Below are 22,777 nucleotides of genomic sequence, written 5' to 3'. Positions count from 1 at the left end.
TACTCAATCCAGCCGACGCCATGAACCAATCGAAACCGGATAACGCCTTTCGCCCCGCCCGGCCGCGCTCCCACGACCTTTCCACGCCGCAGTTGCGCGCGTTGCGCAAGGAACTGCTGATCGTCCGCGCGAGCGTGGAGCGCGCCGAAATGGCCGAAACGATTGTCGAGTTGCGCGAGCGGGCCACCCATTTCAGTTGGCTGCGCTTTCTCGTGCCCGGTTTCAGCCGCGCGGGCGGGGCTGTCTCGGCGGGCGCCGGAATCGGCAACCTGCTCAAGCAATATCCGCTTCTGAGCTCGCTCGTCTCGCTGGTCGTCGCCAAGCCGTTGCGCAGCAGGCTCGTTTCGGCGGCACGTCCGATCATCAAGTGGGGCGGCCTCGCGTTCACCGCGTGGGAGGCATATCGCGTGTGGCAGCAGATGCGGCGCCAGAATGGCCGCCCCGCGCGCGCCAATTCGTCTGACGAGTCCCCCGACGCGGGCTACTGACGCTCCGGGCTACCCGGTTCGCTCAGCGCCCTCGCCAGCATTCCTCCGCAACCGGCGCGACCGTGCCCGCTATCGCAGTCCGGTTGCCGCGTGCCCCTGTCGCGTCGAGCGTGAAGATTCCGCAGGGGTCGCCGTGCATCGGTCCCGTGGCAACCGGAGAAGCCTCCAGTCCGTAACCGCCGTTCGACTCGTCCGCGGGCAACAGACGCAGGCGGTAGACTGGCGGCCCTGTCGGCGGCGATTGATCCATGCCCGCAGGCAGCACTGCCGGCACCGACACCTGGGTATCGATGAATTGCGCCGCACGATAGAGCACGGTCACGGTCTCGATCCGATGGCTACGTGCGATCTGACCGCTCCACGACGGCAACGCGAAAACCGCAACGATCGCCATCGCCGCAAGCGCCATCGCGAGCTCCAGCAGTGTGAACGCGTGCTTCCCGGCTTTCATCGTCTTTCCCTCCCTGGCGCCTCGTCAGAAAGGCCGCGCTGCAATGCGGCGCCAATGCCGTTCGATATGCGTACCGTCGAGAACGAGCTGTACCTGCAGCCAGCTCTGCGTCTCTTCGGACGCGCCAAAGCCGCGTGCCGTCAAGACAAAGGCGCGCGCCGCCGGCCGGCTGCCGATGCGCCATGCCTCGACGAAACATTGCGGCGGCCTGACCGAGCCCGGCCACGCGCCGGTCACAGCAATGGCCCGTGCATCGAAGCCGGCTTGCTGGCGCCAGCCCGCCGGCTCCCCTGTCAAGACGGGTGCCGCCGGTGCGATCATGGAGCCGTTGGCCAGCGCGCGCGTGCAGAGCAAGAGCGCGGCATCGGCGGCATGAAACGCCTGCAGCGTGTCGGCAATAAAGCTGGCATTGCGCGCTTCGAGCAACGCAGCTTCGAACCAGGCCGACGACGTGACGAGCATCATCGACGCCATCACCAGTACGACCGGCAGCGCGATGCCTCGACGTTGCCGCCGCCCGCGCGGCGAATGGCTGCGTGCCGCGCTCATGCCGCACCGCCCGCCGCATTGCGTAGCGCGATATGGCGCCAGAAGATCTGGCGCGCGCGTCCGTCGGTGGCGAGGATCGTCGCGCCATTGCAATCGACGTAGCTCACCCGGCGCGTAGACGGCGCACCGCGCACCTGTACGCACAGATCGACGGCGATGACCTGGGGCCACTGGTCGCGCGCGAGCGACGAGGCATCCACAGGCTGGCTCGCGTCCGCCAGCCAGTAGCGCAGGCGCAGCTTTTCGACGCCCTCCACGAGCGGCTGCGCGGTCCCGACCTTGCCCGAACCTTCGCAGTACAACTCCGGCTCGCCGGTGGAACTGCTCGGTTTCGCGTGGTAGCGGTTGACCACCGTCACGCCCTCCCCGCCTGCCGCCTGACCGAGGCAGTCGGTCACCTCTCCCGACGACGAACGCGAGGTCGAGACGGTGTCGCCGACATAGCGAATCGCAATGCCATCCGAGCGGCTGGACAGCGTCTCGCAGGTCAGACCGGCATCGGCTCCCACTGGTCGCCCGGCGGTGCAGCCGAAGATGGCACTCGCGGCAGGTCCTTGCGGTGTATCGGCCGGCGTAAAGCCCGCCATCTGGATCTGCTCGCCGATCAGCAGCAATGCATTCATGCCCGCCTCGTGAATGCGCGCGGCGTCGGTCGCCGCGACGAATGCCTGGTGCTGCGAACGATATGCCGTGATCGCCCCCGCCCCCACGACGAGGCCGAGCGCGACGGCAATCGTCAATTCCAGCAGCGTATGCCCGCGGCTGCTCCGCCTCGTGCTGAACCCGCTGCCCGTCATTTTGCGAACGCCAGCGAGACGCATGCGTGACCCTCGGCAGCCGCCACGCCGTTGCACATGTCCGGCGGCACTGAAACGGCGGGCGCCATTGCGTAGCGCGACGCAACCCACGTCACGGTCGCGACAACGCCCTCGCCGCCCGCACTTGTCAGCGCGACGGTGCCCAGCGGCACGATAGCCGGCACTCTCGCCTTCCACTCGTCTGCGGCCCTCGCGGAAGCTCCGAGCAACGCCTCCGCGATCGCATCGGCGGCAAACGCGGCGCGTTCGCGCTCGCTCGCGGCCCGTGCGTGCCGCGCCATGGCGATCTGCGTACCGAGCTGACCGAGCACGCAAATTGCCATGATGGCCATCGCCAATGCGACCTCCAGCAGCGTCGCACCACGCCTGGTCGTGCCGCGCCCCCGCCTCACGACGCCCCTCCGCACGCGCCCTCGTTGATGCGTGCGCGTCCTGCCGCCGCGACGCGAATGCAGCGGCGCCATGGCGCACCGCGCACGGCCCCACCGGCAGCGCGCGGTGCGATATCGAAGCTGCGAAGCACGCCGATGGCCTGCCCCGCCGGCGGGGTAAACGTGATCGCAGTCAATTGCGACGCGATTGCTACGTTATCGTGCGCTGGCTGCACCCGCAGGGGACGCATCGACCCTGGGCCTTCGGCCATCACCGCCCACCCGCACGACCAGTCGGCTGCCCCCGACGGACAGGCCTTGTTGGCCGCAAGGCAATGACGAGCCACGTCGATACGGCATACGGTGATACGCGCCTTGCGCCGGATCGCTTCGTTGCGCGCATAGGCGAATGTTCCGAGCAACGCGTTCGCACGTGCGTTCACCTCGTCGCGTATGCGCCAGGCGACAAACGAAGGCGTCGCCGCAGCCGCGCCAATCGCAAGCAGGACCACGACGACCATGGTCTCGATCAGCGAGAAGCCGTTGTATTTCATCAGCAATCCTTATTTTTAAGGTATTGCCGTCAATCTAGCGAGAAAGCGGGAGCGGAACAATCGGCCGAACGGCCAGGTGGCACAGGACGCGCCCGTTCGCGACAATCCATGCGTCACGAACGGCTGCGAAAGAGGAGAAGAGAAATGCGGAAGGACTCAGCGTTTGCGCGGCGGCGTGCCGGCGCTGCTGCTACGGCGGAATTCCTCGATCACGTCCTCGAATTCGGAGACATCCTCGAAGCGCCGGTATACGGATGCGAAACGCACGAACGCGACCTTGTCGAGTTCGCGCAACTCGGCCATGACGAGCTCGCCAAGGCGCTCGCTGCGCACCTCGCGCTCGCCGCTGCCAAGCAGTTGATATTCGATGCGCGCCACCGCCGCATCGATCGCGTCGGCCGCAACCGGACGCTTGCGCAGCGCCAGTTGCATGCTGGCCACGATCTTGCGGCGGTCGAATTCCGTGCGGCTGCCGTCCTTCTTCACGACAGCCGGCATCGCCAGCTCGACCCGCTCGTACGTCGTAAAACGCTTGTCGCAGGCCGGGCAGCGGCGGCGCCGGCGGATCGCGGCGCCGTCTTCGGACACGCGCGAGTCAACCACCTGTGTGTCTTCGTGCCGACAGAAAGGGCAGCGCATGCTGGGTCGGCGCGCGGCTTAGCGGTAAACCGGGAAGCGCTTCGTCAGCTCGGCGACCTGCGCGCGCACGCGCTCGATCGTTGCCGCATCTGCCGGGTTGTCGAGCACGTCGGCAATCAGGTTACCCACCTGCTCGGCTTCCTTCACGCCAAAGCCGCGCGTCGTCATGGCCGGCGAGCCGAGGCGGATGCCGCTCGTCACGAACGGCTTTTCCGGGTCGTTAGGAATGGCGTTCTTGTTCACGGTGATATGCGCTTCTCCCAGCACCCGCTCGGCTTCCTTGCCCGTGATGTGCTTCGCGCGCAGGTCCACCAGCATCACGTGGCTTTCCGTGCGGCCCGAAACGATACGAAGACCACGCTTGACCAGCGTCTCCGCCAGCACGCGTGCGTTCTCCACCACGTGCTGCTGGTAGGTCTTGAATTCCGGCGAAAGCGCTTCCTTGAACGCCACCGCCTTGCCCGCGATCACGTGCATGAGCGGACCGCCCTGGATGCCCGGGAAGATGGCCGAGTTGATCGGCTTCTCGAACTCCGCCTTCATCAGGATCACGCCGCCGCGCGGGCCGCGCAGGCTCTTGTGCGTGGTCGTGGTGACAAAGTCCGCATGCGGCACCGGGTTCGGGTAGAGGCCCGCGGCGATCAGGCCTGCGTAGTGCGCCATGTCGACCATGAAGTATGCGCCCACTGCCCTGGCAACCTTGGCGATGCGCTCGAAGTCGATACGCAGCGCGAATGCCGACGCACCCGCGATGATCAGCTTCGGCTTGCTCTCGTGCGCGCGCTTTTCGAGCGCGTCGTAATCGATGTCTTCCTGGGCATCGAGGCCGTAGCTCACGACGTTGAACCACTTGCCGCTCATGTTGAGCGCCATGCCGTGCGTGAGGTGACCGCCTTCGGCAAGGCTCATGCCCATGATCGTGTCGCCGGGCTTGAGCATGGCGAAGAACACGCCCTGGTTCGCCTGCGAACCCGAGTTCGGCTGAACGTTCGCGGCTTCGGCGCCAAACAGTGCCTTCACGCGGTCGATCGCGAGCTGCTCGACGATATCCACGTATTCGCAGCCGCCGTAATAGCGCTTACCGGGATAGCCTTCGGCGTACTTGTTGGTGAGCTGCGAGCCCTGCGCGGCCATCACGGCCGGGCTGGTGTAGTTTTCCGAGGCGATCAGCTCGATGTGCTCTTCCTGACGGCGGTTCTCGAGTTCAATGGCCTTGAAGAGTTCGGGATCGACTTTGGCGATGGTGCTTTCGGCTCTGTCAAACATACGGATTCCGTTAAGTGTGTTCAGGTTGACCGGGTCTCGCGCGGAACGCGTAGCTGGTACGCGGCGCTGCTGGCAGGAAGACGAGCCTTGACGTGGCGGAAGGAGGTGCCGCACACGCAAGGCAGGACAGCCCGTGCAGCGCTGAAAGAAGCGCGCGGATTTCGGCTGCCCAGGCGAACGGCAAAACGGCGCCCCGCGCTTCACGGTGGGTCGTTCCACCTTGAGTTCCCGATCCAGCCATGGCAGGCACAGTTGTTGCCGCCACGGCTATTACGATTCAGGAACCCTATCGCCAGTCACGCAGGGATTGAGCGCGTTAGTGTATTGGAAGCGCCGGGAATAGGCAACCGACAGGGCAGCCGCCGGCCGCAAAGCCCGTCCAGCCGGGCCGCGGCGGTTCTGGCCCCAGGTTTCTGGGGGCTTCCTTGCCGCAGCGCCGCAATGGAAGTAGGCTTGACCCTTTCTCTGCCACCCACCGACCAGGGAGCAACCATGATCGTCTTCGTCACCGGCGCCTCCGCAGGCTTCGGCACCGCCATCGCCCGGGCTTTCGTGAAGGGCGGCCACCGCGTCGTTGCAACCGCCCGCCGCAAGGACCGCCTCGATGCCCTCGCCGCCGAACTCGGCGACGCCCTGCTGCCGCTCGAACTCGACGTGCGCGATCGCGCCGCCGTGGAAGCCGCGCCGGCCGCCCTGCCGGCGGAATTCGCCGCCGTGGACGTGCTCGTGAACAATGCCGGCCTCGCACTCGGCGTGGAGCCTGCCCAGAGGGCCGATCTCGACGAATGGGAAACCATGATCGAGACCAACTGCACGGGCCTCGTGCAGGTCACGCGCGCCTTTCTGCCGGGCATGGTCGAGCGCAACCGCGGCCACATCTTCAACCTGGGTTCCGTGGCCGGCCGCTGGCCGTATCCGGGCGGCAACGTGTACGGCGCCACCAAGGCCTTCGTGCGCCAGTTCAGTCTGAACCTGCGTGCGGATCTGGCGGGCACCGCGCTGCGCGTGACGGATATCGAGCCGGGCCTGTGCGGCGGCACCGAATTCTCGAACATACGCTACCGCGGCGACGACGCCAAGGCCGCCAACGTCTACAAGGACGTGGAGCCGCTCACGGCCGAAGACATTGCCGATTCGATCTACTGGATCGCCACGCGCCCCGCGCACGTGAACATCAACACGATCGAGCTGATGCCGGTTGCGCAGTCCTTCGCGGGCCTGACTATCCATCGCGGCTGAGGCCCTACCCGGCGCAACCCCGCCTGTGTCCGTCAGGTGAACGAAAGTCAGTGGGGGTGCGCGTTCCGGTAGAATGCGCGGCATGGAAAAACGCACGAGCCAGACGGGCACCGCCCCGCGCCCGGACGAGCGGGGCTTCGAGTGGCAGGTTCGCGTGTACTACGAGGACACCGACGCCGGCGGCATCGTGTTCTACGCGAACTACCTCAAGTTCTTCGAGCGCGCGCGAACCGAATGGCTACGTGCGTGCGGCGTCGATCAGCGCCGCCTCGCCGGGGAAGCCGGCGTGCTCTTCGTGGTGCGCCGCACGGCGCTCGACTACCGTGCGCCTGCGCGCCTCGACGATATTGTCACGACCGTGACAAGGATCGAGAAACTCGGCCGCGCGTCGGTCGATTTCGTGCAGGAAGCGTGGCGTGGCGAGACGCTGCTCGCCGCAGGCAGCATTCGCGTCGCCTGTGTCGAGGGCGCCACCCTGCGGCCCGCCGCCATTCCGGACCCTGTGCACGAGGCATTATTGCGCGGCGGACCGGTCAAAGTTGCAACGGCCGTGTCAACGGCCGCGCAGTAATTTCCGTTGATACGACGCCAGTGAACTCGCGCCGGTCAAAACAGGACCAAGCAGGGTTCGGTCGCACTGGCGCCGGGGATTTCCGTTTGCCTACGGAAACCCTCGCAACGCCTTGCAGCCGTTCGCCCCTTTCGGGACGCTACAACGAACCTCTATGAACACGACGCAAGATTTTTCAATCCTTTCCCTCGTTCTTAATGCGAGCGTGCTGGCGCAGGCAGTCATGGGACTGCTCCTGCTGCTCTCACTGATTTCCTGGACCTTCATCTTCCGCAAGTGGTTTGCGATCCGCCGCGCTCGCGCGCAGACCGAACGCTTCGAACGCGACTTCTGGTCGGGCGGCGATCTTCAGGCGCTCTACCAGAGCGCCGCAAACAACCGCCACACGATCGGCGCGCTCGAGCGTATTTTCGAATCGGGCATGCGCGAATTTCTCAAGGCCAAGGAAAAGCGCATGAACGACCCAGGCGCCGTCCTCGATGGCGCACGCCGTGCAATGCGAGCAGCGTTCCAGCGCGAAATGGACGCGCTCGAAGCAAACCTCTCGTTCCTCGCATCGGTGGGTTCGGTGAGCCCGTACATCGGTCTCTTCGGCACGGTCTGGGGGATCATGAACGCATTCCGCGGTCTCGCGAACGTGCAGCAAGCCACGCTCGCGAACGTCGCGCCCGGCATCGCCGAAGCGCTGACAGCCACCGCAATCGGTCTTTTCGCCGCGATTCCGGCTGTCGTCGCCTATAACAGCTACGCGCACGACATCGACCGCCTCGCGATCCGCTTCGAAACCTTCATCGAAGAGTTCTCGAACATCCTGCAGCGTCAGGCCCACTAATCTTCAAGGAGTCGAAGATGGCTGGCTCAGTTCGTTCGAGCATGCGCGGCAGCCGATCGCGCCGCGCGATGGCCGATATCAACGTCGTGCCGTACATCGACGTGATGCTGGTGCTGCTCGTGATCTTCATGGTGACGGCCCCGCTAGTCGCTCCGTCGATCGTCAACCTGCCCACTGTGGGCGGCGCGTCACAACAGCAGCAAACGCCGCCCGTCGTGGTCAACATTCGCGCGGACGGCAATCTGAGCGTACGCTACAAGGATGATTCCGGCGCCACGCAGCAGGAAACCATGACGCGAGCCGACCTGACTACCTTCGTCGGCGGGCGAGAGCAGGATCATCCCGACCAGCCGGTCGTGATCGCCGCCGACAAGGCCGTCAAGTACGAAACCGTGATGGACGTGATGTCCGATCTGAAGGCGCAAGGCGTCAAACGTGTCGGACTGCTCGTCAAATCGCAATGACCCGCAAGAATCTCAGCTATCCGCTTCAGCCCCCGCGCGAACGCGGCACGCTGCGTGCTTTACTGCTCGCCGTGCTGATGCACGTGCTGCTCGGATTGTTCCTGTATCACGGTATCCATTGGCAAAACAGCACGCCGGCAGGCGAAGAAGCCGAGTTGTGGACCGAGGTGCCCGATCTTTCGACGCCGCGGCCGGCACCGCCGCCCGTCCCCGTCGCACCGGCCCCGCCGCAGCCGACGGAAGAAGCCGACATTGCGCTACAGCAACAAAAGCGCAAGCAAGAAGAAGCCGCGCGTCAAGCGCAGCTCGCCGAGCAGCAGCGCCTGCTCGAACAGCAACGAGAGGATGCCGAAGCGAAGCGTCAGCAGCAACTCGCGGCGCAACAGGCGGCGCAGCTCGCCGTCCAGCAGAAGGCCGCGAAGCTCAAGCAGCAACAGGATCAGCAGGCCGCGGCCGACAAGCTCAAGCAACAGCAGCTCGAAGCGCAGAAGAAGCAGCAACAGCTCGAAGACCAGCAAAAGCAGGCGCAACTCGACGCCCAGAAGAAAGCCGACGCCGCGAAGGCCAAGGCGCAGGCCGAAGCGCAAACGAAGAAGCTCGACGCCGAACGACGCGCGCGTATTGCGCAGATGCAAGGGGCGATGGGCGGCGGATCGAGCGATAGCGGCAACGGACTCGCGAAGAGCGGCAACGGCAGCGGCGCGGGCGGCACGGCGGCGTCGGCGGGTTATGCGGAGAAGGTTCAGCGCCTCGTGCGGCCCAAGATCATCTGGGCCGGCGGGACAGAGGGCCTCGAAACCGTCGTGGCAGTGCATTGTGCGCCAACGGGCACGCTGCTCTCGGCGATCATCACGCGCAGTAGCGGCAATTCGCAGTGGGACGCCGCCGCGTTTCGGGCGGTCCAGCAATCGGATCCCATGCCGCTCGATACCAACGGCAAAACGCCGTCGAACTTTACAATTACTTTGCGCCCGGCAGGTTAAGGGCGGCCCCAGGGGTACAGGAACTCAGGCGTGCAGCAGCAGCTCGCGGAACGATTCGACCGATTTCGGGTCTGTCTCCTGTTGCACGATGTTACAAAATTGCTTTTTCGGGAAACATCACAGCATGAGTTTGATGACGAAGCTTGGTCTGCGAACCCTCGTCGCGTCCTGCCTCATCGTGGCAGGCAGTGCGGCACATGCACAACTCAACGTCCTCGTGACGGGAATCGGCTCCACCCAGTTTCCGATCGCGACGGCCAATTTCGCCAATGAGGCGAACTCGCCGCAGCAGGTCAGCGCGATCGTGCGCGCGGATCTCGCGCGCAGCGGCAAGTTCAGCAACATCGACGCGGGCAGCACGCCCGTTTCGGAAAACGATCCCGTCGATTTCGGCGCCTGGAAGGCCAAGGGTGCCAACGCATTTGTCGGCGGCAGCGTCAACAAGCTCGCGAACGGCCAGTACGAAGTGCGCTTCAAGCTGTACGACACGGTCAAGGGCCAAAGTCTCGGCGGTCTCGTGCTCGTGAGCCCCGAAAGCGGCCTGCGTATGAGCGCGCACAAAGTGGCCGACTACATCTACAAGACGCTGCTTGGCGATCGCGGCGTGTTCGCGACGCGCCTGTCGTACGTCATCAAGGTCGGCAACCGCTATCAGTTGCAGATTTCGGACTCCGACGGTCAAGATGCGCACATCGCGTTGTCGAGCCCCGAACCGATCATCTCGCCGGCATGGTCGCCGGACGGGACCAAGGTTGCCTACGTTTCTTTCGAGAAGAAAAAGCCGATCGTCTACGTGCATGACTTGCCGACCGGCCGCCGCGTGATCATTTCCGACCAGAAGGGCAACAACTCGGCGCCCGCCTGGTCGCCGGACGGCCGCACGCTCGCCGTCGCGCTGTCGCGTACGGGCAACACGCAGATCTTCGCCGTCAATGCCGACGGCTCCGGCCTGCGCCGCCTCTCGCAAGGCTCGACGATCGACACCGAACCCACCTACTCTCCTGACGGCCAGTCGATTTACTTCACGAGCGATCGCGGCGGCCAGCCCCAGATCTACAAGATGCCGGCCCAGGGCGAAAGCGCCGGCGCAGCGCAGCGCGTGACGTTCACGGGCAGCTACAACACGAGCCCGCGGATCAGCCCCGACGGCAAGGAACTCGCGTACATCTCGCGGACGGGCGGTGGATTTAAGCTGTACATTCAAGATCTGCAATCTGGCGTAGCCACGCCGCTCACCGACACGACACATGACGAATCGCCAAGCTTCGCAGCGAATGGTCAGTACATTCTTTACGCCACTCAGGTGAACGGCCGTGGCGTGCTGGCTGCTGTATCGACCGACGGTCGGACGCGGCAAATCCTGTCCGTTCAGGGCGGCAGCGTACGCGAGCCGTCTTGGGGCCCTTTCATGCAATAACACTTCAGGAGAGTAAAAATGATGTCGAAGAAATTCCGCCTGGCCTTGGCCGTCTTGATGATCGGCGCGCTGGCCGCGTGCAAGTCGGGTGTTAAAGAAGAGCAAAACCCGAACGCCGGTGCAATGAACACGCAGCCGAACCCGAACGCGGTCGCTCAGGTGAACGTTGACGAGCTGAACAACCCGAACAGCCCGCTCGCCAAGCGCAGCGTGTACTTCGACTTCGACAGCTACGCCGTCAAGGACGAGTATCAGTCGCTGCTGCAAGCTCACGCTCAATACCTGAAAACGCACCCGGAACGTCACGTCCTGATCCAGGGCAACACCGACGAGCGCGGCACGAGCGAGTACAACCTGGCGCTGGGCCAGAAGCGTGCTGAAGCTGTCCGCCGTGCTCTCTCGCTGATGGGCGTGCCGGATTCGCAGATGGAAGCTGTCAGCCTCGGTAAGGAAAAGCCGGTCGCAACGGGCCACGACGAAGAATCGTGGGCACAGAACCGCCGTGCTGACCTCGTGTATCAACAGTAATCGACGTATTTGAAGGGGCGTATGTCGCATCGTTTCTCCCCGCTGCGGGTTGCCGCAGCAGCCTGCGTGGCCGGCATCGCGTTCGCGTCGATGCCCGCTCACGCGGGCCTCTTCGATGATGATCAGGCGCGCCAGGCGATTCTCGACCTGCGGGCGAAGACGGACAGTCTGTCAACCCAGTTGTCCGCCGCGCAGCGCACGATTCTCGATCAGTCCAACAAGATCGACCAGTTGAACCAACAGGTGGCGACGCTGCGTGGACAGAACGAGGACATGGCGAATCAGCTGGCCACCGTGCAGAAGCAAGAGAAGGAGTACTACACGGACCTGGACACGCGCTTGAAGAAGTTCGAGCCGCAGCAGGAAACCGTGGATGGCATGCAAGGCACCGTGCAGCCGGGTGAGACGGATGCGTTCAACGCCGCTTCGGAGCAGTTCCGCAACGGCGACTTCAAGAACGCGGCCTCTTCGTTCCGCAGCTTCATTGCCAAGTACCCGCAGAGTCCTTATCAGCCGACCGCTCAGTACTGGCTCGGCAACGCGCTCTATGCGCTGAAGGACTACAAGGGTTCGACAGCAGCGTGGCAGAACGTCGTCAAGAACTACCCGCAGCATCCGCGCGCGCCCGAGGCGTTGCTCGCGATTGCGAACAATCAGATCGAGCAGGGGCAGAAGGCCGCGGCCAAACGCACTCTCGAGCAGATCGTTGCGCAGTACGGCAGTTCGGATGTCGCCCAGCAGGCGCAGAGCAAGCTGTCACAGCTCAGATAAGCGCCGCAGGACACGGTAGTTGTCGCGCACCCGCGGTTGCACACCGCAAAGCACGCCTCTCGCATGTGAAAGGAGGGCCCGGGATACGGCGTGTCCCGGGCCTTTGTTTTTCCCTATGCTCCGCGCGGTTGACGTTGCTTTCAGAGTGCGCTATAATCCCGCTTCTTTTGGGTCGTTAGCTCAGCTGGTAGAGCAGCGGACTTTTAATCCGTTGGTCACAGGTTCGAATCCCGTACGGCCTACCAAAAGATTCAAGGGCTTAGCGTTCGCGCTAGGCCCTTTTTCTTTCCCGTTTGGCGTCGATATTAGACAGTGTCTAATATTCTTCTCGCGTTAAGCTCGGCCGACGTTGTCAAGATTCGCCGGCGCAATGGCGCATGGCCCAGTCACGAGTAGATAGCAGCAGCCAAAAATTTGGCCTCCGGAAAAAGGTAACCGGAGTAACCGGACAAAGAGAACCGGCCTCAAAGCCTTGTCCAGCAAGGCTCCCAGCGATCCACAAAAAGGTAACCATAAGGTAACTGAAGCGTAACCGGTTACCTTTTATATGAGTAACCTTTCCTAAAACTCCATTCCTTTAAAATCAAAGGCTTGCGAGCCAGTTACCTTTTGGGTTACCTCGGGTTACCTTTTTGAGGTAACCGGAATCCGTCTTTGAAATCATCGCGTTAGACGGCTTTTTCTGCCCCGGTTACGCCGGTTACCTTTTTCCGGTGGCCTTCCCCAGAATCAGCCCCATTCCGTACATAAAGCGTTGCCTCCGCCGTCTTTCGCTGCGGCGCATCCTCCTTCTGCATCAGAGAGCACCTCTCGCGCATCAAAACGCATCAGTGCAACGCACCAGAATTCACCCTGAGCGGCCTGTGGCATGCGCCTGCATGCCTCACCTGCCCACCGCATCAAAACCCGCCCCACAAGAGAAACCCGCAGGCGGGGAGGGGACTGCATTTGTACGGCGCGGCGGCCAGCAGAACCAAGCGGCGAATCGACAGGGGTCGGCGTAGTTGAATAAATCCAGTGCAGCCGCCGACCTTACGCCACAAGCACCGGTCATGGAGGCACTTCTGTTAACTTCCGAACGAAGTGTGTAAATTCTCGAAATTTATCCATATGAGCGCAGTGAATTGCACGACTGCACTCGCTCCTCGTCAGTCGCTCGCATCGCATGAATGCCGTCATCGCCGGAGCAAGCCAAAGCAAGTATGATTACGCCTCGAAACAAAAGGAACATTTGGAAAGGTGCGTAATGCTATCGAAAGAAACAATTGAGTCGCTGTCTCCGTCATCTTTCTGGGTTCCCCATTACTTTTGTCAATCCGCCTGGATTGAGCACGCGCCATTTGCCTTCTGGCTCACGGACGCTCTGCGACCCAAACGGTTCGTCGAACTCGGAAGTCACTATGGCTACTCCTACTTTGCTTTTTGTCAAGCAATAGAGCGCCTCGGAATCAGTACTGCGGCATATGCCGTTGACACATGGCAGGGCGACGAACATGCCGGCTTCTATGACAACTCCGTCTACGAAGCTGTGCTGGCAACCAATCAGCGGTACGCTGGCTTCTCTCGGCTGAACCGAGCCACTTTTGCGGAAGCAGCCGAATATTTCAGCGACGCATCGATCGACCTCATCCATATCGACGGACGCCATTTTTATGACGACGTCAAGGAGGACTACGAGTCGTGGCTTCCAAAGCTGACGAAGGATGCGATCGTCCTTTTCCACGATACGAATGTCCGGGAGCGCGGTTTCGGTGTCTGGAAATTTTTCGAGGAACTGTCGGCTAAATACCCGTCCTTCCAATTCAACCATGGCAATGGACTGGGCGTGCTGGCGCGAGGGGCTATCCCGGAGAAATTAACTTCACTGTTCGCGGCCAAAGGGTCGGAGATCGACCAAATCCGCTCCATGTATTCCAGCCTCGGCGGCCTGTTGGTGCCGCGCCGACAACTGATGGCGAAAACTGAGGCTATCGCCGAAATGCTGAAAGACGGCGCAGATGTGAGTGCCAATGCTGCGGAAACGCTGGCTCGCATTTCGGATTGGGATCCTCAGATACAGGTGATTCGATCTGCGATAGAGCGTTATAAGGCCAATGCACTGGCAAGCGCCCCGGCAGCACTACATGCCGCGCAAGCACGAGCTTCAGAGCTTGAAGCGGCTATCGCCGTCCTCAACGAGGAAGTAGCACAGATCAGAGCCCTTCGGGTCAGCGAAGAAGCGGAGACCCAGGGAATACGCCGGGCAAATGAATCATTGCGCGCGGACATCGAAGCAAGTAATGCGACAGCGTTGGAGCTTCAACGAGACAATGCCCAGCTTCAGGCAATCCTGAACGAGTGCGAAGCGGAGACTGCAACGTTGCGCTCAGCGGTCGAGCTGACGAAATCTACCGAAAAGAAACGCCCCGCCGAGGATCTAAGATCCCTACTCGCCGAAATGGTGATTCAGGAGCGGCGCCACGTCCAAGCGCTATCTGACAGGGCAGACCACATCGCCAGGGAGGGGGTAGAGAAAGACGCCGTGATTGCTTCGCTGCGTGATTCGATAAACCATCTCTCGCACCAGAACGTTGAATACACGCGCGCCTCGGATGAGCTTATCGCCATACGCAATAGCACGTCCTGGAAGATGACGCTGCCGGTGCGTCGCGCACTGCGAAGCGTGCCAATATTGCGCACGCCCGCCCGTCGCGTGATCAAAGCGATTCACTGGACAGCGACCGGCCAGCTCTTCAAGCGACTAGCAGCAAGACGACAAGCGCTGGCTCTACTCCACGCCCAGCACGCGCCGGTGATCGATGCGCCTGAGTCACTGGAAGAAGCGGTTATCGTAAGCCCGCTAACACCGGCCGAAGCCGCGCGCCCAATCGAAATTGACTACAGCGTTTCGGTGCCGTTCAGCTTTGCCAAGGTCCCCGATCTGAATAGCGGGAGCGTCGCGGCGATTGTTCATCTGCATTATGAGGAACTCGCCGGCGAATTCCGCTCGTACCTCAGCAATGTGCCAGTCGATCTCGACGTATATATTTCTACCACCGATAGCTTCCGTGCGTCGGTTATTGAAAAGGCGTTTTCGGGCTGGGCAAAGGGCAGCGTTGAAGTCCGGGTAGTGCCCAATCGGGGTCGAGACATCGCGCCCAAATTGGTGACTTTCAGCGATGTTTACGATCGCTATGCCTATGTAGTCCATCTACACGGCAAGCGGTCAAAGCATGCAACCGTACTCTCACCATGGCGACACTTCCTTCTGGAGAACCTGCTTGGGACTCCAGAAGTCGTGACAAGTGTGCTGCACGCATTTGGTCAGAATCCCAAGCTCGGCATCATCGCGTCTCAGCACTTTGAGCCAATGCGTCATTGGGCGAACTGGGGCGGTAATTTTCCGAACGCAGAAAAACTTGCGAGAAGAATGGGTTTCTCGTTGAACGAGCGCGACCCGCTTGATTTCCCGTCGGGCTCAATGTTCTGGGCTCGTACTGCAGCGTTGAAGCCGTTGCTTGACCTACGGCTGAAGACCGATGACTTCGATGCTGAATCCAATCAGACCGATGCGACCCTCGCGCACGCCATCGAGCGCATATTCTTGCACACATGTGAGCACGCGGGCTTTGACTGGATCAAGATCGCTCGCCCCTCCCTGCATGAGAACACGCCTTGTATCGTCGGAGTGCCTCGCGAATCAGACCTGGCGACGTTCTTCAATCGCTGCGTGTTCCGCCTGCTCGATCCCCGAGGAGTCCGTCAACGTACAGTCAGGCCAAACCCAGTCGAGAAGGCTCCGGGGCACTTGTTCGACTACGTACGGAACCGTGCCCTTGGACTGCACATCGACGTCAAGTCCGATACACGCGTCGCGATCGGTCTCGTTACGTACAACAACAGCGCCGAAGAACTGGCGCTGGCCGTCGGCGCGGCCGAACTCTCCTTGAAGACGGCTGATTTGAGCACGGCGGGAAGCCTTTTCTTGTTGGATAACGGTGCAAGCACCGACGAGTCGATTGACGCAAGGGATCTCATTACACGGTTACCCAGTCGTGGCAACATTGGGTTTGGAGGCGGCCATAATCATCTTATGCGAGCCGCGTTCGACGAGGGTTTCGACATCTATATCGCCATCAATCCGGATGGCGCGCTTCATCCTGATGCCGTACGTGCGCTTGTCCAGATGGTACTGGCGGCGGATGGAAAGGCGTTAGTTGAGGCGCTCCAGTTTCCATCTGAGCATCCGAAGCCGTACGACGAACACACGCTGGACACCCCGTGGGTTTCCGGCGCTTGTCTCGCAATCTCGAAGTCCGCGTTCGCTGACCTCGGAGGATTCGACGAAGACTTCTTCATGTATTGCGAAGACGTAGATCTCTCATGGCGCGCGCGCGCACATGGGTACGCGCTGAAGACGTGTCCACGTGCGCTGTTCCTGCACGCCGTCACAAACCGGGAAATGAAACCGACGACTCTAAGAATGATTTTTGAGTCTGGCATCACATTGGCACGCAAATGGGGCTCGCCCGATTTTGAGCGCTGGCTTCGAACCGAATTGACCGCGCGAGGATTCTCGACGCCCCACTCGTCCCCGATGATCGTTCCTGATGAATGGCGCACCTACGCCGATTTCTCCAACCACTTTAGTTTCGCGCAGCCGCGCTGGTAAGTCATGATTGAAAACCAAATTGATTGCATCGTGCGCTTTCACGATGCGAAGCGCCTCTATGAGCTGAATCGTTGCGTTTTCGCTTTGGTGGGTCAGACACATCGTCCCCTGAATATCATTCTCGCAGTTCAACGCTTCTCGGAGATGGAGATAGCCGCGACGCATGCTGCGCTTGAGCCGCTGCTACGTCTGCCGAACGCGCCGACGCTGATACTCAGGAACTGGGATAGTCCAACCCCAACCGATGCGAGGACGGAACTGCTGAATATGGGATTGCGGTCTGCAACCGGCCAATACGTCGCCTTCCTGGACTATGACGATGTCCTATATCCGGAGGCATATGCAGTGCTTGTTGATCGGTTGAAGACTAGCCGCTCTGCAATAGCGTTCGCTTCTGTACGCGTGGTAAATGCAGATGTACACCAACAATTTATTCGCATCACAAGGCAAGTTGACGCGCCATTCGCTGGTGAGGATCTGAAAGATCTCTTCCGAGCCAATTTCTGCCCAATACATTCGTACTTGATCGATCGGTCGATTGTTTCACCGGACATCCTGTCGTTCGATACTGTCCTCACTTGGGAAGAAGACTACGACCTGCTTTTGAAGATTTGTGCGTCATATCCGTCCGACTTCCAAGCAATAGGGAAGATAATCGGCGACTACTACTTCAAGACGGATGGTAGCAACTCGGTTCCGACAAATGGAATCTTGAGCGAAGAACGTCAGCTCATATATGAGCGCGTTACTGCCCTCATCGAAGTAAGGCGCAGAACAACCTTGGTCGCACCGGAAGTACAAGCACAACTGGGCTTGGATGTATGTGCGACCACTATGACGATCCGTGGTGCTCTGGACGCGCTACTTGTAGGGTCATCGAACTGATACCGCAAAGGTCGCGGCGACCTCAAATCTGGACTGCGACCCAGGCATTGACTATTGGGACCTCGATGGTGAGAACAAGCCCCCTGCGTCCAGGCTGTATGTCTTGCGAAACAGACCTGTGTTCTATAGCGCGGGGGCTGTGCTGGTTGGCACTTTCATCGCCTACCTGTTGCTGCATCACTGAAGGCCCGCAACTTACGCCGCTGCCGCGCCGATGGTATACGGCATGAATCGCACGATCTCGTCGCCAATCCACTCGTTGAGTTGTTCAAAGCGACGTTGCAGCGGCGCGATTTCGTTCGCACCGAACACCTCGGCGGCCGTGTTGGCTGCACCGAAGCCTCCGGTATTGCTCGGCACGATCCCCATGAGCTGCGGCGGGATGCGATGCGCCGCGAGCAAGTCGTCGCGCGTGACATTCTTTATGTTGAAAAACTCGTCTTTGGCCGTGACCTCTGAAACGGGAATGAGCTGGATGCCGTCTTTCTTGCCGTTCGGCGCGTACATGAACAAGTTTCGGAAATTGCCCGGTCCCTTGCTGTTTTTCAACGCCTCGCGCATCTTGTCTACATCGCTCTGACTCTGCGCCGCGTCCGTCATGTACAGGATGAACCCAGCGTGCGAACCATTCTCGTAATAACGCCGGCGAAACAGCGTCGACGATTCATTCAACCAAGCCGCGTGCAGCGCGCCGAGATATTCGGGCAAGCCGTACACCTCCTGGTCAATGTCCGGTTCCATCAAGTGATGGAGTGAGCTGGCCGCGAACTCGTGTTCGATCTGAAAGCCGTCGATCTGAAAGAAGCCTTGCAGATCCGTCGACCGGCGCACGTATTTCGCCGGCGCGCGCTTAAGCGTGAGCAAACCGCCGAGCCTGTTGCGCTGTTCCTCGACGTAGCTGTTTCCGAACACCATGTAATCGAGCGCCAACTTGCCGAACTCGTCACGCGATAGCAACTTGTGCGGCACGAACGTCGACGCGAGCACGTTGCGTTTGAAGTAGATCGCCGAACTATGATGCACGCCGGCGCGAAACGATTTCGCAAGGCCCGCCCATGACACCGGAGGCTCGAACCACTTGCCGGCCGCCCATGACTGCACGTAATCAAGAATCTCGGCCCGATCCATCACGGGCACTGGATCGTCGAACGTGAAGGCCTCGGCCTTGGCCGGCGTCGATGTGTCCGCCGGCGTCGTGCTCGATGCGTGCATGCTGTTTTTGCGCTTACTCATGAAAACTCCATAAAGCCCGTGTTGTTTGCCGTGACACCCTCTAGCGGCTCGTTATCGAGCGCATGCAGGCACGCCCAGGCCAAATCAGCATGGCCCGTTTCCTCGTTGCGCCCCGCCTCGTATGTGACCTTTCGGCCGCTCGCCGTCATCGTCTTTCGAATCGCCATGAACGATTGTGCTAGATCGGTCCATCCGGCATCGAATTCGAGCCGGCCCTTGCCGACCACTGACAAGCCTTTGAGCACCAGGCGGCCTTTAACCTCGGGCGAATAGTTGAGCGCGACCGCGCTCGGATAGAACTGTTTGACGAGCTGATAGACGCCCTGGCCGATGCCGGTCGTATCGATCGCCATATAGCCGACGTTGTATTGCTGCGTGATGGTGCGAATCGCCTCGGCCTGTGCCTCGAAATCCATTCCGCGAAACTGCGCCCTGTGCAGCACGCGAAACTTTCCGCCTGGCACCGCCGGCGGGGCGACGACGACAAGGCCGGCCGTGTCGCCGGTATGCGCTGGATCGTAACCGACCCACACCGGGCGATAGCCGAAAGGACGGGGCGCGAGCGGCTTGAAATCGTCGGCCCATGCTTCCCATGAATCGACCATGCAGCGTTGCAGCTCGGCGAGCGGGAATATCGACGCCGTGTCGTCGATAAACTGGCACATCAACAGATTCGCGTAGTCCTGCGCGCTGTATTCAAGGCGCAACTCGTCGATATCGAACAGGTCACACCCGCCGGCAAGCGCATCCTCGACCGTCACGATCTGGCGCCATTGGCGATCCTCGCAAAGCCGGCCGCCGCCGAGTGCCTTGTGCGAGATATCGAGATGCAGGTGATCGGCTTTCGCACGGCCGCGATTGAAGTGCTCGCCGTTCCAAAAGGTGTACGCCGGATGGCTGATGCTCGACGGCGTTGAAAAATACGTCTTTCGCCATTGCTTGTGCATCGCCATGCCCGAGGCGACCTTTTGCAGCTCGCGAAAGCCGCTCACCCAAAAATACTCGTCGAAATAGAAATTGCCGTGATAGCTCTGCGCGGTCTTTGCGTTCGTGCCGAGGAAATAGAGAATCGCGCCATTCGGCAAGATGATCGGCTCGCCGGTCAATTCAACGTCTGCGGCCTCGCGTGCGAACTGGCAAATGTACTGCCGGAACACATGCGCCTGTGCCTTGCTGGCTGACAAGAAAATTTGATTGCGGCCGGTCCCGATCGCATCGTCCAGGGCCTCGCGTGCGAAATACCAGGTCGCGCCGATCTGCCGCGACTTGAGAATGTTGCGCGTGCGCTGATGGCCGTTGCGAAACCAGACCTTTTGATAGTCGAACAGCGAATCTAGAAACGCCTCGCGAAGTCGCTTGGCCTGTTCGTCGCTGAACGCATTGCGCTCGGCTTTCTCTTTGCGCGGCGCCTTATTGCGTGCCTCGATGTTCGGGTTTAGATCGCTCTCTTTCCCCGTTTCGCCGTACTTGCGCACGCGCGCCAAGCGCTCGACCTGTCGGCCGAGCAAGTCGATTTCCTTAAAGTCACCGCCGGTCTTTACCGGCTTAGCAATGAGCACCGCCATGCGCGTTTCTAGCGACGACTCGATGCGCTCGATCGGCGTCGCCTTGTCCCACTCGTCACGCTGCTTCCACGCCTCGACCGTCGCGCGTTTCAACTCCATGTGATTCGCGATAGACGTGACGCGCCAACCCTGCCAGTAAAGCGCGCGGGCTATACGGCGAGGGTCGGCGTTCGATTCGAGTGCAGGGGTGATATCGGCGGTTTCAAGCATGGCCCCAAGTTTCCCGCGCCGCGCGCGCGCAAGCACGCTTGCCAATTTGTACCCGGAGCACAAACAAACGGCCCACGTTGAGCCGTTGCGCTCGTGATCGCAAGATATCAACTCACGCTGAACCCTTACCCGAACCCCTCGGAACCTGTTGGAGACCTAACGATGCAATCTCGCAAGCTGTCGCTTATGTCGTTCGCCGTCGCGGCGATCGCGTTTGCTTTCACGATGGATGCACACGCGGCGACGCTCGCCGTGAGCACCGTTCTCAACCATGCTGATGTGCTCGGCACGCTCGCGTCGCACGGCGTCGACCTTGGCGCGGCTGCTGGCCTCGGCGCAATGGCGATCGGCTCGACCGCCTCGGCCGATGCGACGAAGCTCGCGAAGTCGAAAATGTTTCGCATCGCCGTCGAAGGTGCGACCACGGACGGCCGCACAATCGAGCGCGCATGGCTCGAACAGATTGCCGCGAATTACAGCGCGACGAAGTACGGCGCACGCGTGAACCTGGAACACTATCGCGGCATCATGCCCGATGGCCCTTTCAAGGCATACGGCGACGTGCTGGCCGTTGAAGTGCGCGAACTCACTGGCGAATTCGCCGGAAAGCTCGGCCTGTATGCACAAATCGACCCGACTGCCGAGCTGATCGCCATGACGAAGGCGAAGCAAAAGATTTACACCTCGTGCGAAATCGACCCGTCTTTCGCCGACACGAAACAGGCGTATCTGATCGGCCTGGCTGTCACGGATAGCCCCGCAAGCCTCGGCACGGAAATCCTTTCTTTCGCAGCTCAGAACCCGGCCGCGTCGCCATTCACCGGCCGCAAGGTATCGCCGACCAACCTTTTCACGGTCGCCGATGAAACCGTAATCGAGTTCGAAGAAGCCCCGCAACCGGCGGCACTGCCGGCGCTACTGTCCCGCGTTAAAGAGCTGCTGACCGGCGCGAAGAAGAAAGAAGCGGCCGACGATTCGCGGTTCGCTGATGTGACCCAGGCATGCGAAGCGCTCGCCACGCACGGCAAAGAACAGGCCGACACAATCGTCGCAACCGGCAAGCTCGTCGCCGACCTCGAAACGAAGGTCGCCGAACTAACCCAGGCGCGCGAAGCCGATCGCAAAGCGTTCGACGAGCTGCACACGCAGCTCTCGACCGCCGGCAACGGTCAACCGACGCGGCCGGTGACAACTGGCGCTGGTGCGGCGGCGCAAACGACCGACTGCTAACCCGACCCCCTCGGCTCTCTTTCGACCATTCGGAGCAATACAACATGCAGAACAACACCCGCGAGCTGTTTAACGCCTATCTGGCGGCAATCGCGAAGCTCAACGCAATCGCTGACCCGTCGAAGAAATTCGCGGTATCGCCGTCCGTGCAACAGACCCTGGAAAAGCGCTTGCAAGATTCGAGCGCGTTTCTGAACTCGATCAACGTCGCGCCTGTGACGGAACAGATGGGCGAAAAGCTCGGCCTCGGCATCGGCGGCCCGATCGCCGGAACGACCGATACCAAGGTGAAAGACCGCGAGACGATCGACCCAACCGATGTCGACGCGAACGGTTACTTCTGCTATCAGACGAATTTCGACTCGCATATCCCGTATGCGAAGCTCGATATGTGGGCGAAGTTTCCGAACTTCCAAACGCTGATTCGCGATCTGGTTCTCACGCGTCAAGCGCTCGACCGCATCATGATCGGTTTCAACGGCGTCAAGCGCTCGCCAACGTCCGACCGCACGGCAAATCCGCTGCTGCAAGACGTCAACAAGGGCTGGTTGCAGCACTACCGCGAGCAAGCGGCCGAACGCGTCATGGATCACGGCCAGACGGCCGGCAAGATCGTCGTCGGCGCTGCTGCCGGTTCGGATTACAAGAATCTCGACGCGCTGGTGTACGACGCGAAAACCTCGCTGATCGACCCGTGGCACCGTCAAGACACGCAGCTCGTCGCGATCCTCGGCGACGCGCTGATGAAAGACAAGTATTTTCCGATCGTGAACGCGAACAACGCGCCGACCGAGCAAGTCGCGGTCGACCTCGTGATTTCGCAGAAGCGCGTCGGCGGTCTGCCGGCTGTCACGGTTCCTTACTTCCCGGCTAATGGCGTGCTTATCACGCGCCTCGATAACCTGTCGCTGTATTACCAATCGGGCGCACGCCGTCGCACGATCGTCGAAAACGCCAAGCGCGACCGTATAGAGAACTTCGAATCGTCGAACGATGCTTACGTGATCGAAGATTTCGGCGCGGGCTGCCTGGTCGAAAACATCGAACAGGCGGAGTAAGCGA

General features: G+C 61.2%; 22 protein-coding genes, 1 tRNA gene and 1 riboswitch. Of the genes, 14 read left to right on the top strand and 9 right to left on the bottom strand.

Annotated elements, in window-relative coordinates; all coding sequences use genetic code 11:
• Nucleotides 1–20 precede the first annotated feature (20 nt).
• Nucleotides 21–488: a DUF3318 domain-containing protein gene (locus tag V8683_RS08935; RefSeq protein ID WP_411188681.1), complete on the top strand. Its 468-nt coding sequence runs from the start codon at nucleotides 21–23 to the stop codon at nucleotides 486–488.
• 22 nt (nucleotides 489–510) lie between these two features.
• Here V8683_RS08935 and V8683_RS08930 read toward each other — a convergent pair whose 3' ends face one another.
• From V8683_RS08930 to glyA, 7 genes are all read right to left on the bottom strand, one after another.
• On the bottom strand, nucleotides 511–939 hold the full coding sequence (locus V8683_RS08930) for a type IV pilin protein (RefSeq protein WP_411188680.1): 429 nt from the start codon (nucleotides 937–939) through the stop codon (nucleotides 511–513).
• Nucleotides 940–963: 24 nt separating this feature from the next.
• Nucleotides 964–1,488 (bottom strand): pilus assembly PilX family protein, encoded by a 525-nt coding sequence (locus V8683_RS08925; protein WP_411188679.1) that lies wholly within the window; start codon nucleotides 1,486–1,488, stop codon nucleotides 964–966.
• On the bottom strand, nucleotides 1,485–2,309 hold the full coding sequence (locus V8683_RS08920; protein ID WP_411188678.1) for a PilW family protein: 825 nt from the start codon (nucleotides 2,307–2,309) through the stop codon (nucleotides 1,485–1,487). Before V8683_RS08920 ends, V8683_RS08925 begins: the two co-directional genes overlap by 4 nt.
• Nucleotides 2,282–2,638, bottom strand: a complete 357-nt coding sequence (locus tag V8683_RS08915) for a hypothetical protein (protein WP_411188677.1) — start codon at nucleotides 2,636–2,638, stop codon at nucleotides 2,282–2,284. The genes V8683_RS08920 and V8683_RS08915 overlap by 28 nt, the downstream gene beginning before the upstream one ends.
• A gap of 56 nt (nucleotides 2,639–2,694) precedes the next feature.
• The gene (locus tag V8683_RS08910; protein WP_411188676.1) at nucleotides 2,695–3,231 is read right to left on the bottom strand and encodes a GspH/FimT family pseudopilin; all 537 of its coding nucleotides are present in this window, start codon (nucleotides 3,229–3,231) and stop codon (nucleotides 2,695–2,697) included.
• Between the two features lie 156 nt (nucleotides 3,232–3,387).
• Nucleotides 3,388–3,870 carry a transcriptional regulator NrdR gene (gene nrdR / locus V8683_RS08905; RefSeq protein ID WP_411188675.1) on the bottom strand — a complete coding sequence of 161 codons (483 nt, stop codon included), beginning with the start codon at nucleotides 3,868–3,870 and terminating at the stop codon, nucleotides 3,388–3,390.
• An 18-nt stretch (nucleotides 3,871–3,888) separates the two neighbouring features.
• The gene (gene glyA / locus V8683_RS08900; protein WP_411188674.1) at nucleotides 3,889–5,136 is read right to left on the bottom strand and encodes a serine hydroxymethyltransferase; all 1,248 of its coding nucleotides are present in this window, start codon (nucleotides 5,134–5,136) and stop codon (nucleotides 3,889–3,891) included.
• Nucleotides 5,137–5,296: 160 nt separating this feature from the next.
• Nucleotides 5,297–5,446: riboswitch (ZMP/ZTP riboswitch) on the bottom strand.
• 182 nt (nucleotides 5,447–5,628) lie between these two features.
• On the opposite strand from glyA, the gene ydfG reads away from it, so the two are divergent.
• The 11 genes from ydfG (at nucleotide 5,629) to V8683_RS08845 (ending at nucleotide 17,477) form a co-directional block, all read left to right on the top strand.
• On the top strand, nucleotides 5,629–6,375 hold the full coding sequence (gene ydfG / locus V8683_RS08895) for a bifunctional NADP-dependent 3-hydroxy acid dehydrogenase/3-hydroxypropionate dehydrogenase YdfG (protein ID WP_411188673.1): 747 nt from the start codon (nucleotides 5,629–5,631) through the stop codon (nucleotides 6,373–6,375).
• 73 nt (nucleotides 6,376–6,448) lie between these two features.
• Nucleotides 6,449–6,946, top strand: a complete 498-nt coding sequence (gene ybgC, locus V8683_RS08890) for a tol-pal system-associated acyl-CoA thioesterase (RefSeq protein ID WP_411188672.1) — start codon at nucleotides 6,449–6,451, stop codon at nucleotides 6,944–6,946.
• A 154-nt stretch (nucleotides 6,947–7,100) separates the two neighbouring features.
• The gene (tolQ, locus tag V8683_RS08885) at nucleotides 7,101–7,778 is read left to right on the top strand and encodes a protein TolQ (protein WP_411188671.1); all 678 of its coding nucleotides are present in this window, start codon (nucleotides 7,101–7,103) and stop codon (nucleotides 7,776–7,778) included.
• A 17-nt stretch (nucleotides 7,779–7,795) separates the two neighbouring features.
• On the top strand, nucleotides 7,796–8,242 hold the full coding sequence (gene tolR, locus V8683_RS08880) for a protein TolR (RefSeq protein WP_411188670.1): 447 nt from the start codon (nucleotides 7,796–7,798) through the stop codon (nucleotides 8,240–8,242).
• Nucleotides 8,239–9,225 carry a cell envelope integrity protein TolA gene (tolA, locus tag V8683_RS08875; protein WP_411188669.1) on the top strand — a complete coding sequence of 329 codons (987 nt, stop codon included), beginning with the start codon at nucleotides 8,239–8,241 and terminating at the stop codon, nucleotides 9,223–9,225. The genes tolR and tolA overlap by 4 nt, the downstream gene beginning before the upstream one ends.
• A 124-nt stretch (nucleotides 9,226–9,349) precedes the next feature.
• On the top strand, nucleotides 9,350–10,642 hold the full coding sequence (tolB, locus tag V8683_RS08870; protein WP_411188668.1) for a Tol-Pal system beta propeller repeat protein TolB: 1,293 nt from the start codon (nucleotides 9,350–9,352) through the stop codon (nucleotides 10,640–10,642).
• An 18-nt stretch (nucleotides 10,643–10,660) separates the two neighbouring features.
• A complete protein-coding gene (gene pal / locus V8683_RS08865; RefSeq protein WP_027794205.1) occupies nucleotides 10,661–11,170 on the top strand; it encodes a peptidoglycan-associated lipoprotein Pal in 510 nt (169 codons plus the stop codon).
• Nucleotides 11,171–11,191: 21 nt separating this feature from the next.
• The gene (gene ybgF / locus V8683_RS08860; protein WP_411188667.1) at nucleotides 11,192–11,941 is read left to right on the top strand and encodes a tol-pal system protein YbgF; all 750 of its coding nucleotides are present in this window, start codon (nucleotides 11,192–11,194) and stop codon (nucleotides 11,939–11,941) included.
• Between the two features lie 169 nt (nucleotides 11,942–12,110).
• Nucleotides 12,111–12,186 (top strand) — tRNA-Lys (locus V8683_RS08855).
• Nucleotides 12,187–13,106: 920 nt separating this feature from the next.
• The gene (locus V8683_RS08850) at nucleotides 13,107–16,592 is read left to right on the top strand and encodes a rhamnan synthesis F family protein (protein ID WP_462848030.1); all 3,486 of its coding nucleotides are present in this window, start codon (nucleotides 13,107–13,109) and stop codon (nucleotides 16,590–16,592) included.
• Between the two features lie 3 nt (nucleotides 16,593–16,595).
• Nucleotides 16,596–17,477: a glycosyltransferase gene (locus tag V8683_RS08845; protein WP_411188665.1), complete on the top strand. Its 882-nt coding sequence runs from the start codon at nucleotides 16,596–16,598 to the stop codon at nucleotides 17,475–17,477.
• Between the two features lie 195 nt (nucleotides 17,478–17,672).
• Here the strand turns inward: V8683_RS08845 and V8683_RS08840 are convergent, their stop codons facing one another.
• Both V8683_RS08840 and V8683_RS08835 read right to left on the bottom strand, forming a co-directional pair.
• Complete coding sequence (locus V8683_RS08840) at nucleotides 17,673–18,710, bottom strand: phage portal protein (protein WP_411188664.1); 1,038 nt, start codon at nucleotides 18,708–18,710, stop codon at nucleotides 17,673–17,675.
• The gene (locus V8683_RS08835) at nucleotides 18,707–20,485 is read right to left on the bottom strand and encodes a terminase ATPase subunit family protein (RefSeq protein WP_411188663.1); all 1,779 of its coding nucleotides are present in this window, start codon (nucleotides 20,483–20,485) and stop codon (nucleotides 18,707–18,709) included. Before V8683_RS08835 ends, V8683_RS08840 begins: the two co-directional genes overlap by 4 nt.
• 162 nt (nucleotides 20,486–20,647) lie before the next feature.
• On the opposite strand from V8683_RS08835, the gene V8683_RS08830 reads away from it, so the two are divergent.
• Together V8683_RS08830 and V8683_RS08825 are read left to right on the top strand one after the other, a co-directional pair.
• The gene (locus V8683_RS08830; protein ID WP_411188662.1) at nucleotides 20,648–21,715 is read left to right on the top strand and encodes a GPO family capsid scaffolding protein; all 1,068 of its coding nucleotides are present in this window, start codon (nucleotides 20,648–20,650) and stop codon (nucleotides 21,713–21,715) included.
• Between the two features lie 44 nt (nucleotides 21,716–21,759).
• Entirely contained in the window at nucleotides 21,760–22,773 is a 1,014-nt protein-coding gene (locus V8683_RS08825; RefSeq protein WP_411188661.1) for a phage major capsid protein, P2 family, read from the top strand.
• Nucleotides 22,774–22,777 lie beyond the last annotated feature (4 nt).

Source organism: Paraburkholderia sp. AV2, assembly GCF_054968425.1.
The sequence above is the reverse complement of the archived record's forward strand: the minus strand, read 5'-3'. Positions and strand labels throughout refer to the sequence as shown.

Excerpts from the sequence above, each read along its gene's own strand:
- V8683_RS08935 (WP_411188681.1), top strand. The coding sequence starts at position 21 with ATGAACCAATCGAAACCGGATAACGCCTTTCGCCCCGCCCGGCCGCGC.
- V8683_RS08930 (WP_411188680.1), bottom strand. The coding sequence starts at position 939 with ATGAAAGCCGGGAAGCACGCGTTCACACTGCTGGAGCTCGCGATGGCG.
- V8683_RS08925 (WP_411188679.1), bottom strand. The coding sequence starts at position 1,488 with ATGAGCGCGGCACGCAGCCATTCGCCGCGCGGGCGGCGGCAACGTCGA.
- V8683_RS08920 (WP_411188678.1), bottom strand. The coding sequence starts at position 2,309 with ATGCGTCTCGCTGGCGTTCGCAAAATGACGGGCAGCGGGTTCAGCACG.
- V8683_RS08915 (WP_411188677.1), bottom strand. The coding sequence starts at position 2,638 with ATGGCCATCATGGCAATTTGCGTGCTCGGTCAGCTCGGTACGCAGATC.
- V8683_RS08910 (WP_411188676.1), bottom strand. The coding sequence starts at position 3,231 with ATGAAATACAACGGCTTCTCGCTGATCGAGACCATGGTCGTCGTGGTC.
- nrdR (WP_411188675.1), bottom strand. The coding sequence starts at position 3,870 with ATGCGCTGCCCTTTCTGTCGGCACGAAGACACACAGGTGGTTGACTCG.
- glyA (WP_411188674.1), bottom strand. The coding sequence starts at position 5,136 with ATGTTTGACAGAGCCGAAAGCACCATCGCCAAAGTCGATCCCGAACTC.
- ydfG (WP_411188673.1), top strand. The coding sequence starts at position 5,629 with ATGATCGTCTTCGTCACCGGCGCCTCCGCAGGCTTCGGCACCGCCATC.
- ybgC (WP_411188672.1), top strand. The coding sequence starts at position 6,449 with ATGCGCGGCATGGAAAAACGCACGAGCCAGACGGGCACCGCCCCGCGC.
- tolQ (WP_411188671.1), top strand. The coding sequence starts at position 7,101 with ATGAACACGACGCAAGATTTTTCAATCCTTTCCCTCGTTCTTAATGCG.
- tolR (WP_411188670.1), top strand. The coding sequence starts at position 7,796 with ATGGCTGGCTCAGTTCGTTCGAGCATGCGCGGCAGCCGATCGCGCCGC.
- tolA (WP_411188669.1), top strand. The coding sequence starts at position 8,239 with ATGACCCGCAAGAATCTCAGCTATCCGCTTCAGCCCCCGCGCGAACGC.
- tolB (WP_411188668.1), top strand. The coding sequence starts at position 9,350 with ATGAGTTTGATGACGAAGCTTGGTCTGCGAACCCTCGTCGCGTCCTGC.
- pal (WP_027794205.1), top strand. The coding sequence starts at position 10,661 with ATGATGTCGAAGAAATTCCGCCTGGCCTTGGCCGTCTTGATGATCGGC.
- ybgF (WP_411188667.1), top strand. The coding sequence starts at position 11,192 with ATGTCGCATCGTTTCTCCCCGCTGCGGGTTGCCGCAGCAGCCTGCGTG.
- V8683_RS08850 (WP_462848030.1), top strand. The coding sequence starts at position 13,107 with ATGAATGCCGTCATCGCCGGAGCAAGCCAAAGCAAGTATGATTACGCC.
- V8683_RS08845 (WP_411188665.1), top strand. The coding sequence starts at position 16,596 with ATGATTGAAAACCAAATTGATTGCATCGTGCGCTTTCACGATGCGAAG.
- V8683_RS08840 (WP_411188664.1), bottom strand. The coding sequence starts at position 18,710 with ATGAGTAAGCGCAAAAACAGCATGCACGCATCGAGCACGACGCCGGCG.
- V8683_RS08835 (WP_411188663.1), bottom strand. The coding sequence starts at position 20,485 with ATGCTTGAAACCGCCGATATCACCCCTGCACTCGAATCGAACGCCGAC.
- V8683_RS08830 (WP_411188662.1), top strand. The coding sequence starts at position 20,648 with ATGCAATCTCGCAAGCTGTCGCTTATGTCGTTCGCCGTCGCGGCGATC.
- V8683_RS08825 (WP_411188661.1), top strand. The coding sequence starts at position 21,760 with ATGCAGAACAACACCCGCGAGCTGTTTAACGCCTATCTGGCGGCAATC.